The organism is Rhodococcus opacus (assembly GCF_012396235.1).
Classification (GTDB): Bacteria; Actinomycetota; Actinomycetes; order Mycobacteriales; family Mycobacteriaceae; genus Rhodococcus_F; species Rhodococcus_F opacus.
Map to the genome: position 1 here is coordinate 204,429 of NZ_JAAXPA010000011.1, position 14,201 is coordinate 218,629.

General features: G+C 67.1%; 22 protein-coding genes. 14 read left to right on the forward strand and 8 right to left on the reverse strand.

What is annotated here, in order from left to right:
• Positions 1-48 precede the first annotated feature (48 nt).
• Genes HGB39_RS17440 through HGB39_RS17455 form a run of 4 tightly spaced genes read left to right on the forward strand, consistent with a single transcriptional unit; the run spans position 49 to position 4,047 of the window.
• Positions 49-1,116 carry a glycosyltransferase family protein gene (locus HGB39_RS17440; protein ID WP_005570763.1) on the forward strand — a complete coding sequence of 356 codons (1,068 nt, stop codon included), beginning with the start codon at positions 49-51 and terminating at the stop codon, positions 1,114-1,116.
• Positions 1,098-2,225, forward strand: coding sequence for a glycosyltransferase (locus HGB39_RS17445; RefSeq protein WP_005570761.1), 1,128 nt, complete (start codon positions 1,098-1,100; stop codon positions 2,223-2,225). The genes HGB39_RS17440 and HGB39_RS17445 overlap by 19 nt, the downstream gene beginning before the upstream one ends.
• The gene (locus HGB39_RS17450; protein ID WP_005570760.1) at positions 2,222-3,226 is read left to right on the forward strand and encodes a glycosyltransferase; all 1,005 of its coding nucleotides are present in this window, start codon (positions 2,222-2,224) and stop codon (positions 3,224-3,226) included. Before HGB39_RS17445 ends, HGB39_RS17450 begins: the two co-directional genes overlap by 4 nt.
• A complete protein-coding gene (locus HGB39_RS17455) occupies positions 3,223-4,047 on the forward strand; it encodes a glycosyltransferase family 2 protein (RefSeq protein ID WP_005570759.1) in 825 nt (274 codons plus the stop codon). The genes HGB39_RS17450 and HGB39_RS17455 overlap by 4 nt, the downstream gene beginning before the upstream one ends.
• A gap of 2 nt (positions 4,048-4,049) precedes the next feature.
• Here the strand turns inward: HGB39_RS17455 and HGB39_RS17460 are convergent, their stop codons facing one another.
• The 3 genes from HGB39_RS17460 to HGB39_RS38780 form a co-directional block, all read right to left on the reverse strand.
• Complete coding sequence (locus HGB39_RS17460) at positions 4,050-4,820, reverse strand: GAF and ANTAR domain-containing protein (RefSeq protein WP_005257216.1); 771 nt, start codon at positions 4,818-4,820, stop codon at positions 4,050-4,052.
• An 85-nt stretch (positions 4,821-4,905) separates the two neighbouring features.
• Complete coding sequence (locus HGB39_RS38775) at positions 4,906-5,157, reverse strand: hypothetical protein (RefSeq protein WP_005570758.1); 252 nt, start codon at positions 5,155-5,157, stop codon at positions 4,906-4,908.
• Positions 5,154-5,549 (reverse strand): hypothetical protein, encoded by a 396-nt coding sequence (locus HGB39_RS38780; RefSeq protein ID WP_240960775.1) that lies wholly within the window; start codon positions 5,547-5,549, stop codon positions 5,154-5,156. The genes HGB39_RS38775 and HGB39_RS38780 overlap by 4 nt, the downstream gene beginning before the upstream one ends.
• A gap of 1 nt (position 5,550) precedes the next feature.
• Here HGB39_RS38780 and HGB39_RS17470 point away from each other — a divergent pair, with 1 nt between their 5' ends.
• Positions 5,551-5,805 (forward strand): hypothetical protein, encoded by a 255-nt coding sequence (locus HGB39_RS17470; protein ID WP_007298937.1) that lies wholly within the window; start codon positions 5,551-5,553, stop codon positions 5,803-5,805.
• A 7-nt stretch (positions 5,806-5,812) separates the two neighbouring features.
• Here HGB39_RS17470 and HGB39_RS17475 read toward each other — a convergent pair whose 3' ends face one another.
• The 3 genes from HGB39_RS17475 to HGB39_RS17485 form a co-directional block, all read right to left on the reverse strand.
• Complete coding sequence (locus tag HGB39_RS17475; RefSeq protein WP_005570755.1) at positions 5,813-6,610, reverse strand: SigB/SigF/SigG family RNA polymerase sigma factor; 798 nt, start codon at positions 6,608-6,610, stop codon at positions 5,813-5,815.
• Positions 6,610-7,041, reverse strand: a complete 432-nt coding sequence (locus tag HGB39_RS17480; RefSeq protein ID WP_037203841.1) for an ATP-binding protein — start codon at positions 7,039-7,041, stop codon at positions 6,610-6,612. Before HGB39_RS17480 ends, HGB39_RS17475 begins: the two co-directional genes overlap by 1 nt.
• Before the next feature lie 146 nt (positions 7,042-7,187).
• A complete protein-coding gene (locus HGB39_RS17485; RefSeq protein ID WP_005570751.1) occupies positions 7,188-7,433 on the reverse strand; it encodes a cold-shock protein in 246 nt (81 codons plus the stop codon).
• A gap of 479 nt (positions 7,434-7,912) precedes the next feature.
• Here HGB39_RS17485 and HGB39_RS17490 point away from each other — a divergent pair, with 479 nt between their 5' ends.
• The 9 genes from HGB39_RS17490 to HGB39_RS38785 all read left to right on the forward strand — a co-directional run bounded on the left by HGB39_RS17490 (position 7,913) and on the right by HGB39_RS38785 (position 11,367).
• Positions 7,913-8,452 (forward strand): Dps family protein, encoded by a 540-nt coding sequence (locus HGB39_RS17490; protein ID WP_005257247.1) that lies wholly within the window; start codon positions 7,913-7,915, stop codon positions 8,450-8,452.
• Between the two features lie 41 nt (positions 8,453-8,493).
• Positions 8,494-8,730, forward strand: coding sequence for a microaggregate-binding protein 1 (mbp1, locus tag HGB39_RS17495; protein WP_005570747.1), 237 nt, complete (start codon positions 8,494-8,496; stop codon positions 8,728-8,730).
• A 100-nt stretch (positions 8,731-8,830) separates the two neighbouring features.
• Complete coding sequence (locus HGB39_RS17500) at positions 8,831-9,109, forward strand: GlsB/YeaQ/YmgE family stress response membrane protein (protein WP_005570745.1); 279 nt, start codon at positions 8,831-8,833, stop codon at positions 9,107-9,109.
• Positions 9,110-9,232: 123 nt separating this feature from the next.
• Entirely contained in the window at positions 9,233-9,760 is a 528-nt protein-coding gene (locus HGB39_RS17505) for a DUF6328 family protein (RefSeq protein ID WP_005570744.1), read from the forward strand.
• A gap of 76 nt (positions 9,761-9,836) precedes the next feature.
• On the forward strand, positions 9,837-10,280 hold the full coding sequence (locus tag HGB39_RS17510) for a phage holin family protein (protein WP_005570742.1): 444 nt from the start codon (positions 9,837-9,839) through the stop codon (positions 10,278-10,280).
• On the forward strand, positions 10,277-10,513 hold the full coding sequence (locus HGB39_RS17515; protein ID WP_005570740.1) for a DUF3618 domain-containing protein: 237 nt from the start codon (positions 10,277-10,279) through the stop codon (positions 10,511-10,513). Before HGB39_RS17510 ends, HGB39_RS17515 begins: the two co-directional genes overlap by 4 nt.
• A 14-nt stretch (positions 10,514-10,527) precedes the next feature.
• Positions 10,528-10,677, forward strand: coding sequence for a hypothetical protein (locus HGB39_RS17520; protein ID WP_005257254.1), 150 nt, complete (start codon positions 10,528-10,530; stop codon positions 10,675-10,677).
• Between the two features lie 38 nt (positions 10,678-10,715).
• Positions 10,716-11,039, forward strand: coding sequence for a hypothetical protein (locus tag HGB39_RS17525; RefSeq protein WP_005570736.1), 324 nt, complete (start codon positions 10,716-10,718; stop codon positions 11,037-11,039).
• Between the two features lie 88 nt (positions 11,040-11,127).
• On the forward strand, positions 11,128-11,367 hold the full coding sequence (locus tag HGB39_RS38785) for a DUF664 domain-containing protein (protein ID WP_005570734.1): 240 nt from the start codon (positions 11,128-11,130) through the stop codon (positions 11,365-11,367).
• A gap of 8 nt (positions 11,368-11,375) precedes the next feature.
• Here the strand turns inward: HGB39_RS38785 and HGB39_RS17535 are convergent, their stop codons facing one another.
• Together HGB39_RS17535 and HGB39_RS17540 are read right to left on the reverse strand one after the other, a co-directional pair.
• Positions 11,376-13,103 carry a cutinase family protein gene (locus HGB39_RS17535; protein WP_005570733.1) on the reverse strand — a complete coding sequence of 576 codons (1,728 nt, stop codon included), beginning with the start codon at positions 13,101-13,103 and terminating at the stop codon, positions 11,376-11,378.
• 115 nt (positions 13,104-13,218) lie between these two features.
• Positions 13,219-14,201: HNH endonuclease (locus tag HGB39_RS17540; RefSeq protein ID WP_168442934.1), on the reverse strand; the 983-nt coding region annotated here is incomplete at its 5' end.

Genomic DNA, 14,201 nt, shown 5'->3' on the forward strand with positions numbered 1-14,201 from the left:
CAGTCGCACTACCCCCGTCGTATCTCGGCAGAGGCCGAAGGAGTACCCATGATTCGCGTTGCCTCCGTCCCGGAGTCACACGTCTACGTTCGTCATCTGGCCGACCCGGACGGAGGCGGCGACGTCGTGCGTCTCCCCGATCCGGTCCCGGCGGACGGTCGCAAGGTCCCCGGCGGATGGTGGCCGCCGCTCATGCTGGATCCGGGATGGATCAGCCGCCACCATCGCGACTTCGACGTGTTCCATATTCATTTCGGGTTCGACGCCATCGATCCGGCCGAGATGAAAGACATCGTCCACGAACTGTCCGTCCGCGGAAAGCCGCTGGTGTACACGGTGCACGACCTCCGCAATCCGCACCACCCGGACCCCGAGCCGCACCTCGAGATCTTGGACGTACTGGTGCCTGCCGCCACCGAACTGGTCACCCTCACCGACGGCGCGGCCGCGGTTGTCGACGCGAACTGGGCCCGCATCGCGACCGTTCTCGACCACCCGCACGTCGTGGAGCGGCCTCTGATCGAGCGTCCCCGCCCGGACTCGGACGAGTTCGTGGTCGGCGTCCACGTCAAGAGCCTTCGCGCGAACATGGATCCGTTCCCGGTACTGGACACCCTGGCCCGGACCGTCTCCGGGCTACCTGGAGCGCGTCTGCAGATCGACGTCCATGACGAGATCTTCGAACCGGGCAATTACTGGTACGCGCCGGACGCGGCGGCGCGACTACTGCAGTACCGAGATGCCGACTGCGTCGAGGTGCGTGTCCACCCGTATTTCTCCGACGACCAGTTGTGGGACTATCTGTCGTCGCTGTCGATCTCGGTGCTGCCGTACCGCTTCGGCACCCACTCCGGATGGCTCGAGGCGTGCCACGACCTCGGCACCGCGGTGGCTGCGCCGACGTGCGGCTTCTACTCGCAGCAACAGGACTGCGCCACTTACGGATTCGACGAGGAATCCTTCGACGCGACCTCGCTCGATCGAGCCATCCGCACCCTGTACGGGTCCGAGACGGCCCGGGCGACGTGGGACGCGCGCGCAACACAGCGGCGCCTCCTCGCGCGTGCACACCACGACCTGTACGAAAGAGCGCTGTCGTGGCGTGCACTGCCGTGAACGGCGATGCGCTCCGCATCGCCCTGATCGCCTCGAGTCGGCACCCCATCCGGCAACCGTTCCCCGGCGGCCTCGAATCGCACGTCTGGCATCTGGCGCGACGCCTGTGCGCCGACGGGCATCGGGTCAGTCTCTTCGCCGGACCAGGATCCGATCCGGGCCTCGGTTGCGCGCACCTGACGGTGGAGACCTTGGCGACGAGTGTCGCCGCCCAGCGGGACGTGTCCATGCCACCGATGGACTTCCTGCGGGAGCACCATGCGTACCTGCGGTTGATGCTCGATCTCGCCGGGCCGCTGGCGGGGTCGTTCGACGTGGTGCACAACCACAGCCTGCATTACCTTCCCGTAGCCATGGCCCCCGCGGTTCCGATACCGGTGCTGTCGACCTTGCACACACCGCCCACTCCGTGGCTCGAATCAGCTCTCGCCGTCCGGGCCGGCACTGACGCACATTTCGTGGCCGTGAGCAGGCACACCGCGGCAGCGTGGAGTCACACCGTCGAGCGTATCGATGTCGTGCCGAACGGTGTCGACGTCGATGGCTGGCCCGAAGGGGCCGGCGGCACGGACCTCATCTGGTTCGGCCGACTGGTACCCGAGAAGGGTGCGCACGTCGCGGTCGCGGCGGCGCGCCGCGCGGGCTTCGCGATCCATCTCGCGGGACCCATCAGCGATCCGGCCTATTTCGAGAGCACGATCGCACCCCTGCTGGGTGCCGACGTGACCTATCTGGGGCACCTCACCCAGCCCGAGTTGGCGACAGCGATCGGTCGTGCGGCGGCGGCCGTGATCACTCCACTGTGGGACGAACCCTACGGGCTGGTGGTGGCCGAGGCGCTCGCCTGCGGCACACCTGTCGCCGCGTTCGCGCGCGGCGGTATCCCCGAGGTGGTGTCCGCCGACTGTGGTCGCCTCGTCCCGCCCGACGACGTCGATGCCCTCGCCGACGCGATACCGCGGGTCATCGCGCTGCCACGTGGGTCGGTGCGAGCGCACGCCCGGGCGCACTGCTCCGAACGCCGCATGGTGGATGCCTACGTGAGCATCTACCGTCGGCTCGCGGCGAACCGTGTCCGCGCCGACGGCGAGCGGCGGGAGGCGTCGTGATCGGCTACTACATCCATCACCACGGGTCTGGGCATCGGATGCGCGCGTCGAGTATCTGTGCGGCTCTGGACACGCCCGTCACCGCGCTGTCCTCGGCGCCGATCGCTCCCGGCGCCCCGTTCGCCGACAGCGTCTCCCTGGCGCGCGACGACCGTGGTTCCTCCCCCGAGAACCCCACCGCCGACGATGCTCTGCACTGGGCACCCGTGCACGACGTCGGGCTGCGGACTCGCATGTCCCGCATAGCGTCGTGGGTCGACGAGACCCACCCCAGCCTGCTCGTCGTCGACGTATCGGTGGAGGTGGCGGCGTTCGTTCGGTTGCTGGGCGTGCCCGTGGTGGTGATCGCGATGCCCGGCGAACGCACAGATCCAGCCCATCACCTCGGCTACCGGCTGGCCGACCACATCGTCGCCGCATGGCCGCAGGCAATGTACGACCCGGAGTGGTTGCGGGAATTCGCGCACAAAACCACCTTCGTCGGAGGAATCAGCCGGTTCGACGGCCGCGCACCCGCCGGCGGCCCCGACTCGGCCCGCCCGCGGATACTCGTTCTCAGCGGTGCCGGGGGCACCGCGGCGACGCTCGCCGACGTCCGTCGATGTGCACACCGTCACCGCGGATACCGATGGCAGGCGCTCGGGGTTCCCGGGGCACCGTGGGTGAACGACCCGTGGCCGGAGCTGTGCGGTGCCGATGTCGTCGTCTCCGATGCCGGCCAGAACTCCGTCGCCGAGATCGCCGCCGCGCGCCGCCCTGCGATCGTCATCGCCCAGCCGCGGCCGTTCGGCGAACAGGAGGCCACAGCGGACGCACTCGCCCGCGGAGGACTGGCCGTGACGGTACCGCACTGGCCGGAGCTGAACCGGTGGCCGGCCCTCCTCGACCGGGCACTCGCCCTCGGCGGCGAACGCTGGGTGCGCTGGCAGACCGCGGGCGCCGCCACCCGCGCAGCGGCAGTCATCGACAGTCTCGCGAAACGGGCGGAATCGGTGACATGAGGGTCGCGGTCGTGACGATCGCCGCGCACCGGGACCGTCACCTGCGGATGCAGCTGCGTTCCCTCGGGCGGAGCCGGCGCGCCTGCGACGACCACGTCGTCGTCGCGATGGGTGACCCGCGGACGATGGACGCCGTCTCCGAACATGGACACGCGCGGGGAATCTGGTTGGACCATGACGAGGGACCACTGCCACTGGCGGCCGCACGCAACATCGGCGCGGCGGCCGCACTCGCCGGCGGCGCCGATCTGCTGGTGTTCCTGGACGTGGACTGCATGGCCTCCGAGGAGCTTCTGGGCCGCTACGTGTCGGCGGCCGAGCAACCGGGCAATCGGTCGGCCCTGCTGTGCGGCCCCGTGACGTACCTTCCGCCGCCCGGTCCCGGAGGATACGACCTCGACGGGCTCGACCAGATGCGATCCCCGCACCCCGCGCGCCCCGCGCCGCCGAACGGGTCCGTGACGGCGGGAACCGATTTCGATCTGTTCTGGTCGCTGTCCTTCGCGGTCGGCTGCGCGACCTGGCAGCATGTCGGCGGGTTCTGCACCGACTACTCCGGCTACGGCGGGGAGGACACCGACTTCGCGCAGACCGCCCGCGCCGCGGGCGTCGGTCTGAGATGGGTGGGCGGAGCCGACTCGTTCCACCAGCATCATCCGGTGTCCGATCCGCCCGTCGAGCACCTGCGCGACATCCTCGCCAACGCCCGCACCTTCCACCGCCGCTGGGGGCGGTGGCCGATGCGGGGCTGGCTGAACGCGTTCGAAGCCGGCGGTCTGATCGAGTACGACCGCGACCTCCATGAGTGGGTGATGTCGTGACCTCACTCGGGATTCGTCGTCACCGATTCGACGATGCGACGCGCCACCTCCGCCAACTTGATGTGTTCCTGCTGCGACTGCGCGACGAGGATCTCGAACGCCTGGTCCGCGGAAACGCCCCGCAGCGCCATCACGATGCCCTTGGCCTGCTCGATGACCGCGCGGGACTTCATGGCCCTCGTGAGGCCCGAGACTTCGTTCCGGGCCAGCTCCACGCTGCGGGCGCTTCTCAGCAAACCCTCGATCGCCGTCGTGTAGACGAGCAGCACCACCGCGTCGAGTTCGCTGAACCCGTGATCCCCCTGCCCGTAGATGTTGAGGGTGCCGGCGAGGGCCTCGTCGACGGCGAGCGGCGCGGACAGGAAGCTGCGCATACCGGCCTGGTCGAGATTGTCCGCGACCGACGGCCACCGGGCCGCGGCCTCCCCGAGCCGGGCCTTGACGACCTTCCGTGTTCCTGCGACACCGAAGTAGTCGCCGTCGATGGCCTGGAAGTTCTCGATGTCGATCTCACGGATCGCCTCGTCCGTGTACGCGACGGTCACTACCCGCCCGTCGCGCAGCAGCGATATCCCGGCCATGTCGGCGTCGGCGATCGCGTCCACCACCTGTTCGCAGACCCGCTGCAGTAGCAGGCTCATCTCCACCTGCGACCCGGAATTGCGATTGAACTCGTCCAACGCGGTTGCCAAGGAGCCCAATTGGGCAGCGATCGTCGCGCTGTCGAGATCGGGGGACATCGACTCAGGGTGCTCACCCACAGTCTCGGCCATTCTCGGATACACCTCAAATTCCGGGTGTAACCGACAGGACACCCACTGAACGAACGCAGCAGTTGTCTCTACCGTCGAGAAGACTTTACTCGACCCCGGGACCGTCCTCGTCCACCGATGCCGTCCCGGACGGCGAGCCGGGAGATTCCCCGGTCAGCAAGCTCAGCGCTGCAGCGGACGGCCGGAGGATGCTTCCGGCGCTCATCGACGAACCCCGGGTCAGACCGCTGTGGTAGGACACCGCATCCTCGAGGTGGCCGAGCCGTTCCTCCGCCGTCCGGCAGGCGGCGACGTGAGCGTCGCGGCTGTCGGCGAAGGCGACTTCGGATCGGATCACCTCTGCCAGAGCCTCCACGAAACGACCGCCTGTCCCCACCTCCTTCCGGCGGCGACCGGACCGGCGGCGCGTCGCACGTTGGCGCGCGCGCTCTCCGCCGTCCAGGCCACGGCGTCCAGGGCGTCGTCCAGTTGCACCCGCACCTGCGCCGACCGTTCGGCCCAACGATCGGGCCGTCCACCGGTTCCGGCGCCCACCGCGACCGCCAGGATGCGGTCGCCGAGCATCGCCGGCTGATCGGAATCGCCGTACGCCCACGAGCGCAGGCGCCGGAGCGCGGTGATGTGCAGCAGCCTTCTCTCCCTTCGTGCGACGACGACTGCCGGGTGCCCGACTCGCGGCAGCATCAACCGGCGGGGTTCGAACGCGGTATGTCCGGGTATGCCGGGCACTATGAACACCCACGTGACCGCGACCCACCTGCAGACACTTCTCGATTCGCCACTGCCGGATCCCGCCCTGATCCTGCAGAGCGGCGCCCCCACCATCGTCGATTCGGGTGAGCTGGGCGACGAGCATCAGTCCCTGGTCATCGTGACCCGGGACGAGTTGCGCGAGCAGCTCCCGAAAGACCGCGACTGCTCGCAGAGCGATCTGGAGTTCCACGCCGCGTCGCTCGAATCGACTGTCGCGGGTTTGGGTGGGTGACGCGTGGTCAGCCGCCGCCCAACTGCTCCCGCAGCCCGGACAGGGTGCGCGCCAGGATCCTCGAGACCTGCATCTGCGAGACGCCCACGCGCTGGGCGATCTCCGTCTGGGTCATCGATCCGAAGAACCGCAACATCAGCACACGGCGTTCGAGCGGCGGAAGTTTCTCCAACGCCGGCCGCACGGCGGCGTGACTTTCCACGTTCGCGAGCTCCGGGTCCTCCTCACCGAGAGTCTCGGCGAGGGGAAGGTCGTCGGGATCATCACCCATGGCCGCATCCATCGACAAGGTTTGGTAGGCATTCTTCGCGAGCAGGCCCTCGGACACTTCCCGGACGTCGAGTTCGAGTTCGGCGGCGATCTCACTGGCCGAGGGCGACCGTCCCAGTTCCTGCGACAGCTCGTCGACGGCCTTGGTGATCAATGCGTGGAGTTCCTGCATGCGCCGGGGCACTCGCATCGACCAGCCGGTGTCACGGAAGTACCGGCGAACCTCCCCCATGATCGTGGGCACCGCGTAGGACACGAAGTCGAAGCCGCGGTCCGGATCGAAGCGGTCGACGGCCTTGACCAGCCCGAGCCGGGCGACCTGCAGCAGATCCTCGTGCGCCTCGCCGCGCCCACCGAATCGGCGGGCGATGTGATCGGCGAGGGGAAGGCACCGTGTGATGACTTCGTCGCGCAGGACGGACGCGTCCCCGGACGACGCGTCCAAGGCTCGCAGGCGCGCAACCGCGGGCGCCACGTCCTTGTAGTCGTCTCTGCCGGGACGGTGCCCTTCGCCGCGTTCCGAAACCGGAGACACTAGATGGTGCCCCGGTATTTGACCAGTTCCACCGCCACGGTCCGTTCGACGGACCCGTTGCCGACGGGTCCCGCCGATACCGAAACCGCATTCATCAACGTCTCGAGCACGTGCCAGCCGAAGCTCTCCCGGTTGGGCACTCCGCCTCGGGTGAGGGGTGCACTGATCGTCACGTGCAACCCCGTCTCCGTGACGGCGAACGAACATGTCAGTTCGGCGCTTCCCGGCGCAGCCGCGATCAGTTCCGAACACACTTCGTCCACGGCAAGTTTGATATCGGCCACGTCGTCGAGCGTGAAGTCTCCCAGCACGGCGAGAGTTTCCGCGACGGCGCGCACCACAGGCAACTGTTCGAACTCCGCCGCCACACGAAGTTCCACGGGCACACCGGATCTCGTTTTCATTCGTCTAACCTCGTCGACCTCGGCCATCTGCACTCCACGTCTGTGTCGTCGGTTTCTGCGACTCTCGGCAGCGTACCCAGCTGCCGCGACCCTCAACCCGTCGGCGAACGAAAGTGCGAGCTGGGCCGAAATGCGTCCCGACTTGCCGGTTCGACGGACTCGATTCGGAGGGCTCAGGCGACCCGGACGTCGCGCGCCTGGTTGCCGGTCTCGGTGCGGCAGACGGTGAAGCTGACGCGCTGCCCTTCCTCGAGAATGCGGTGACCGTCGCCGGCGATTTCGGAGGCGTGCACGAAGATGTCGTCGGATCCGTCGGCCGGAGCGAGGAAACCGAAGCCCTGTTCGGCGTTGAACCAGCGCACCGTGCCCGTGCGCAGTGCCTCCGACCGCCCGGCAGGCAGTGTGTACCCGGCGCTCATCGTTCCGCCCTTCGATCGGCCAGGCCGTGGAGGGCAGCTCCGCCCCACAGACTCGCAACGAGCAGAACCACAAGCAGAGCCACGTTGAGCATTGCTCCTCCTCGGCGTATGCACGGTCGACCCCTGGTCGAATCAGACCGAAAATAATGCCTCTCTTGCGGGTACGGGGCGATTCGGGCGGAGCCTTTGCACAATCGAGATCTGCCGGGCCCAGCGCATCCTCTCCGAACACCGCAGAAGATCTGATTTGCCCGACATAGATTTTGTAGTACGGTCGAGTGGTCGGAACTTCAGCAGTCGAATCAGAAACGTTGGTCGACGCGAGCGCGGGTTGCGGCGAGGCAGGTGCTGGTGATTCGAGACTGCTCACCACGGGTACGCGGTGAGTTCAACCGGCGCCCCGCCTCTCGAGCAACCGACGGGGGCACCGAAGCCTCGAAGTTCCGCAGGCAGGTATGTAGCGAAAGAGAGGACCGAGAATGTCGAAGTTCACCGTGCCAGGTCTTTCCGACGATCAAGGCGCGCGAGTCGCCGACATACTTCAGAAACGGCTCAGCGCTTACAACGATCTGCATCTGACGCTCAAGCACATTCACTGGAATGTGGTGGGTCCGAATTTCATCGGCGTGCACGAGATGATCGACCCGCAGGTCGAACTGGTGCGCGGCTACGCGGACGCCGTCGCCGAACGCATCGCCGCGCTGGGGAAGTCGCCCGACGGAACCCCGGCCGCCATCGCCCGCGACCGCACCTGGGACGACTACTCGGTGAAGCGCGATACGGCGCAGGCGCACCTCGGAGCCCTCGACCTGGTCTACAGCGGTGTCGTCGAAGACAACCGCAAGGCGATCTCCGAGACGGGCGATCTCGACCCGATCACCGAAGATCTTCTCATCGGGCAGACCGGCGAACTCGAGAAGTTCCAGTGGTTCGTCCGCGCCCACCTCGAGAACTCCGGGGGCAGCCTGTCCAACAACGGCGCGCACTCCGAGAAGCAGGCAGCCGCGCAAGCGCGGTGAGTACTGCCGAATCTCCCGTCCACAACCGAAAGGTGACGAACATGGCTGAGAACAACAGCGGTCCGGCCGAGGCCGTGAAGGGCGTCGTCGAAGACGTCAAGGGTAAAGCGAAGGAAGCCGCGGGTGCGGTGTCCGGTCAGGACGATCTCACCCGCGAGGGCAAGGCGCAGCAGGACAAGGCGGCCGCCCAACGCGAGGCCGCCGCAAAGGAAGCCGAAGCGGAGAAGGCCCGAGGCAAGGCCGAAGCGCAGGAAGCACGCCAGCGCGCCGAACAGTGAGACGGTGCGGGCCGGATCACGATCGGCCCGCACCGAGCGTCTCTTCTCCGAGTGGAATCGGCCGGCGCCGGTCACCACTCCCCCCCGAAAGGACTGATACGTGCTAGGACTGGGAATTCTGGGCTGGATCATCATCGGCGGCCTCGCCGGGTGGATCGGCAGCAAGATCATGAAGACCGACGCTCAGATGGGAATCATCCTCAACATCGTCGTCGGAATCATCGGCGGCCTCCTCGGCGGCTTCATCCTCAGCCTCTTCGGCACCGACGTCGAAGGCGGCGGTCTCTGGTTCAGTTTCTTCACCTGCCTACTCGGCGCGGTGATACTCCTGTTCCTGGTCAGGCTCGTCACCGGACGAAGCACGGCCGGGCGACGCTAGTCGGCCCGTACTCCGGAACCGGGTCTGCCCATCGCACGATGGGCAGACCCGGTTCTGTGGCTCTCTCCCCGTATTCCCCGCGAAATAGTGCCCTCACCGCCGGTGATGGGGTACTCCAGAGGGATGGACAGTCGAGGACTGGATCGCGACGATGCGAACTGGAACTTCCGCGCCCGGCACGAGACCGAGACTCAACGGCTCGACCGGAACTGGAGTGGCCTTCTGCAGGAACTGCGTGTCGTGCAGACCGGCGTGCAACTGCTCACCGGCTTCCTGTTGACGTTGCCGTTCCAGCAGCGTTTCGAGGACCTCTCGAACAGCGAGGTCGCCATCTATCTGGCGACCGTCGCACTGTCGGTGACGTCGACCATGCTTCTGGTGGCCCCTGCCGGCCTGCACCGCATGCTCTTCCGCCGGCACGCGCTCCCGGATCTCGTCTTTGCCTCGCATCGCCTCGCGATCTGCGGCATCGCCACCCTCGCGCTGGCGCTGATCGGTGTGGTGGCGTTGATCTTCAGCTTCGTGATCTCGCCCCTCGTCGGAGCCCTCGCCGCCGCGGTGGCCTTCGCCATGTTCTGCGGACTGTGGGGATTCGCTGCGATCCTGCAGTCGCGGCATCGCTCGACCGACGGCGACTCCGCAGACCGGTGAGCACGGCGGAAGACCATTCTGTTTCGCCCGGAACGCTCCCGGGTAGGCGGAGCGGAGACGAGGAAGGAGCACGGACATGACCGATATCCATCGCGCCGATTCCGCGCGGGTCCAACCGCCCGGCGCTGCACACGATCTCGACGAGCTGTCGACGGTCCAACTCGTCGAACGACTCACCGATCAGGTAGCGGGACTCGTACGAACCGAGATGACCCACGCCCTCACCGAAGTGAAAGACAAAGGAACGCGCTTCGGGATCGGAGCAGGTGTCTCCGGAGTAGGCGTGCTGCTGCTGCTGTACGGATTCGGGGCCCTCGTCGCCACCGCCATTCTGGGACTGGCGACGACACTCGATCCGTGGCTGGCCGCGTTGATCGTGGCCGCCGTGCTGATCATCGTGGGCAGTGTCGTCGCGGCGGTCGGAGCCCGCCGCGCCAAGAACGCGCTGCCGCCCGTGCCCGAGCAGATGGCCGACAGCGTTCGCGCCGACGTCGACACCGTGAAGGAAGGTCTTCGATGACCGACCCACAGCCGCAACCGGAACCTTCCGTCGCCGAACAGCGAGCCGCACTCGCATCCACTGTGGATGCGCTACACCGCAAGGTGGACGTGCCCGCACGCGCGAAAGCCGGCGCACGTCACGAACTCGACAGGATCCGGCAGCAACCCCGCGATGCCGTGGCGGCCGGACTCGTCAGCGCATTCGTCGTTGCCTACCTCGCCGTACGACAACGCCGTCGGCACAGCCACTGAAGGAGAGCGTGATCATGACCAAAGACACTCACGGCGAGACGGACGAGCCCAAGGGTGGCCGTCCCGGTCCCGCCGATCACGGCAAGGACGGCGGCATGGCGACAAGAGAGAACGCACCCGAGTTGGCGGACGACTCCGCCGACGCCGAAACCGAGACCGACTGATGAAACTCAGATCACCGCTCGAGCACAGGAGGACTGCAGTGACGTATCAGCCGGACAACGGACCCAGCCGTGAGTTGAACTCCGAGCACCACCCGCAGGACGATGTCCACACCATGCGCAATCACGCCGGTGAGGCGATCACCGACAGCCGGAACTGGCCGGGATACATCCTCATCGCCGCAGGAATCGCCGTGCTCGGATTGACGCTGGTCGCGGCCGGGTACGGATTCGAGGGCTGGGCGCTGATCGGTGGGATCGCCTGCGTCCTCTGCCTCGTGCTCGGCACGGGGCTCGTGCTCCTCGAACGGCGTCGCGTCAAGGCCCTCGAAGGCAAGGACCTGACCGATCAGGAAGGGCATTGACAGATCCGAAGGTGGACCTTCACCGCTACCTCCAAGCTGGACGGGCTGTCCGAATACGTTCGGCCGATCCGTCCAATTCCCACCGTGTGTGACCGATGACGCCGAAGACATGGACATGTGGGCGACCCCCGACGAGTCACGCGAATACATCGTCGGGCAGTACCGCACAGCATGGGTGCACGCGGACGACACCATCCGGACTCTCCCGCTCGACGCGACGGTCGGACTTCGGCCCGACAACACCGACGTGCCCGCAGAAGACCGGACGTGGTGGCAGAGCTACCGGACCCGCCTCCAACGTGCTGCACGCGAAGCCGAGCAGCACTGACGGAGGGGTCACCCGGCCGCCGGCGGAACCGTTGTCGTGGTGACGACCGGCGTGGTGGTCGTCGGTGACTCCGACACCGTGGTCGCAGTGGGTTCCGCCGCGGTAGTGGTCACCACGGATGTGTCCGCTATTTCCGCTGTTTCCGCGACGGCCTGAGGCGCCGAGGTCGCAGGTTCTGCGGCTACCTCGACGACTGTCGTGGGTTCCGGTGACGTAGTCGTCGCGACCGTCGTCGTCGGTGTCGGCGAACTGCTGGTCGTCGTGGTCGTGCCGACCGGGTTGCTCGCCAACTGAGCCTTTTTCGCGCTGTCGGTGGTGGGGGCGACCTGTGACGCTTCCGTTTCCTTCGTGGACGCAGCGGCGAGCTTCGCGGTCGACGGTTCCGCAGCGGCCGCTCGCGCTTCGCCCTTTTCCGCTTCCTGCGCCAGGTGCGTCAACCAGGCCGCAGCGTACTGGGCGGACGTCAGCGGTTTCCCGCCGGCGGCGTTCGCATCACGCCAGTAGTCGAAGTGATGGCCCGTCCCCTCCCCCAGCGTCTGCTGATACGGGTCGCTCATCGCCACCTGGATCGTGTTCTGGTTGTCCGCGATGAACCCGATGATCTCGTTCCGCACTTTCGCGGGCAGGTAGACCAGGTCGACCGCTTGATTCGACGAGATGGGACCAGCTGACGTGTCCGTTTGCGCCGCAGCGGCATCGAGCTTGTACGCAGGATCCGACACCTTGACCAGGACGTCGAGGAACGTCTCATCGGATTGCATCCAATTGTCTTGCGACTGAATGTCCGCGAACGCGGCGAGGGCGAGCTGCCCGAGCACCACCGCAAGATCCTGTCCTGTCGCCGGCGTCAGCCCGTCCTTCTGCAGAGAGTCGACGTTCAACTGCCGTCCCACGTTGATCGCGAGTTGCAGTAGCGCAATGTTCTCGGGTGCGGAGCAGGTCAGGTCGCCTTCCGAGCAGAACGATGCCACCTTCCCGTCCAGGGCACCGAAGCTGCCCGACGTGCCCGGCAATGCTCCCCGCCCGGACGTGCCCGCCTGCCCCGACTGGTACGCAAGGTCGAAGCCGTCGGGATTGCGGAATTCGTTCTCCGAACCGGGAAATGGCCCTCCCCCGAGGTTGCGGCCGGCATCCGCCAGGATGACGACACCGACAACGGACGCGGGATCGAGAATGTCGTACGAGCCGTCCTGGCCGTCCTGGTTGCCGACCTCCATCGCAACCCGCCGTGCCACATCGGCGCCCTCGCTGTAGCCGACGATCGAGAACTTCGTGTCCGGACACGACGCGTGGATCGACCGCATCACCGTTTCGGTGTTGTCGACGCCGGCGTTCACGGCGTCCTCGTACGAATTCATGTTGGCCGGATACTCGATGTAAACCGCGGCGTAGGACCCTCCGCCGACGGATTGCTGCGGCGCATTCACCACCTCGTCGATCCAGGGGCTGCTGTAGTCGCTGGAGTACGACGCGGGAAGGCGTGTGCCGTCGGGCGCCACGAGCATCCGGTTCCCCTCGCGTGGGGTGTCACCGCGGCCGGCAACGGCGATACTGACCATGTCGTAACACGCATCCGAGGCCGCCGCCGTCAAGGCTGTCGCCGTCGTGGCCGGTGAACCCGGGTTCGACCACGGTGTCGCGAGCAGCGCCGCCAGCCCCAACGCGCCGGGCGCGATCAGATTGCCTGCGATCCTTCGTCGATGTGCGACCTTGCGTGCTGAAACGCGACGTTCCATGGTCTACCCCATCCGTTCGTAGCCCGTGTCGAACACCCGAGTAGGTGTCAACGCGTTAACAGACAAGTCGCACATTGCATCAGCGGCGTTACACCTCCGCCTCGGAAGGTGTGGTTCAGGAGGCGCGGAGGTGTGTGCTCACAACAGTTTCGACCTCCGACTGTCGTCCAGTTGCGGGGAGCGGTGGGGCCGCCGACCGGTAGTGGTGTCCGGTCGGGGTGCCGAGGTCGATGAGATGGGTGCGGCCGGGGTTGTGCACCGGTCGGGCCGTCCAGCCTGGTGCTTCCTTCGCGTAGTTGCAGGCCTCGCACAGCCCGGACCCGTTTCGCGCGGTGGTCGCCCCGTGCTGTCGGCGGGAGCGGATGTGATCGTGGTGCCGGATCGGTGCATCGCACCACGGCGTACGACACGTCCGATCCCGCAGGTCGATCAGCTTTCGCAGGCTCTTCGGGAACGTGCGGGACTGCGACTCCATCGCCGTCAGCGCCCCCGAGTGCGGACAGGAGTACACCCGCCGTAGCGACGTCTCGGTGTCACGATCGACGGCGTCGGCCACCAGCTGCCGAGCGATACCGGCCGGCATCGGCCCGAACCCGTGCAGCTGCGCGGCCTCGTGCCCGCCGGCCAGCAACGTCTCGTCCGAGAGCACCAGATTCACCGCCACCGGGACACCCGACGCCACTGACGCTCCGGTGCCGCGGTCGAACAACAGATCCACCATCAGCTGATTGCGAGTCCGGCCACCACTGTCCCCGGTCGCGATCAGACTGTCCGCATCCCGCCCCAGGGTCGCCTGCAGACACACGGCCTGCTCGACCGGCATCAGCACGCTCAGATAGGCCATCGAATCCGGCGCCGGGCGTGTCGTGACCCGCCGCTCCGACACCGCCTTGCGATGCCGGGCCACGACCGCCGCGGCGTCGAGTTCCACCGCCAACGCCTTCGCCCGTGCGATCAGCCCGCGGTCACCGACCCCGTCGAGAATGGCTGGATCCGAGCACAACCGGCGGTCCACGATGCCCCGATCGGCAGCCGACAGGCATGCTGTTTCCCGCACCAACAACGTCGCCCGCCATTCGTTCAACCGCCCGGTCTGCA

Coding starts and splice junctions, on each gene's coding strand:
- HGB39_RS17440 (WP_005570763.1), top strand. CDS start 49: ATGATTCGCGTTGCCTCCGTCCCGGAGTCACACGTCTACGTTCGTCAT.
- HGB39_RS17455 (WP_005570759.1), top strand. CDS start 3,223: ATGAGGGTCGCGGTCGTGACGATCGCCGCGCACCGGGACCGTCACCTG.
- HGB39_RS17460 (WP_005257216.1), bottom strand. CDS start 4,820: ATGGCCGAGACTGTGGGTGAGCACCCTGAGTCGATGTCCCCCGATCTC.
- HGB39_RS17470 (WP_007298937.1), top strand. CDS start 5,551: ATGAACACCCACGTGACCGCGACCCACCTGCAGACACTTCTCGATTCG.
- HGB39_RS17480 (WP_037203841.1), bottom strand. CDS start 7,041: ATGGCCGAGGTCGACGAGGTTAGACGAATGAAAACGAGATCCGGTGTG.
- HGB39_RS17485 (WP_005570751.1), bottom strand. CDS start 7,433: ATGAGCGCCGGGTACACACTGCCTGCCGGGCGGTCGGAGGCACTGCGC.
- HGB39_RS17490 (WP_005257247.1), top strand. CDS start 7,913: ATGTCGAAGTTCACCGTGCCAGGTCTTTCCGACGATCAAGGCGCGCGA.
- mbp1 (WP_005570747.1), top strand. CDS start 8,494: ATGGCTGAGAACAACAGCGGTCCGGCCGAGGCCGTGAAGGGCGTCGTC.
- HGB39_RS17505 (WP_005570744.1), top strand. CDS start 9,233: ATGGACAGTCGAGGACTGGATCGCGACGATGCGAACTGGAACTTCCGC.
- HGB39_RS17510 (WP_005570742.1), top strand. CDS start 9,837: ATGACCGATATCCATCGCGCCGATTCCGCGCGGGTCCAACCGCCCGGC.
- HGB39_RS17515 (WP_005570740.1), top strand. CDS start 10,277: ATGACCGACCCACAGCCGCAACCGGAACCTTCCGTCGCCGAACAGCGA.
- HGB39_RS17520 (WP_005257254.1), top strand. CDS start 10,528: ATGACCAAAGACACTCACGGCGAGACGGACGAGCCCAAGGGTGGCCGT.
- HGB39_RS17535 (WP_005570733.1), bottom strand. CDS start 13,103: ATGGAACGTCGCGTTTCAGCACGCAAGGTCGCACATCGACGAAGGATC.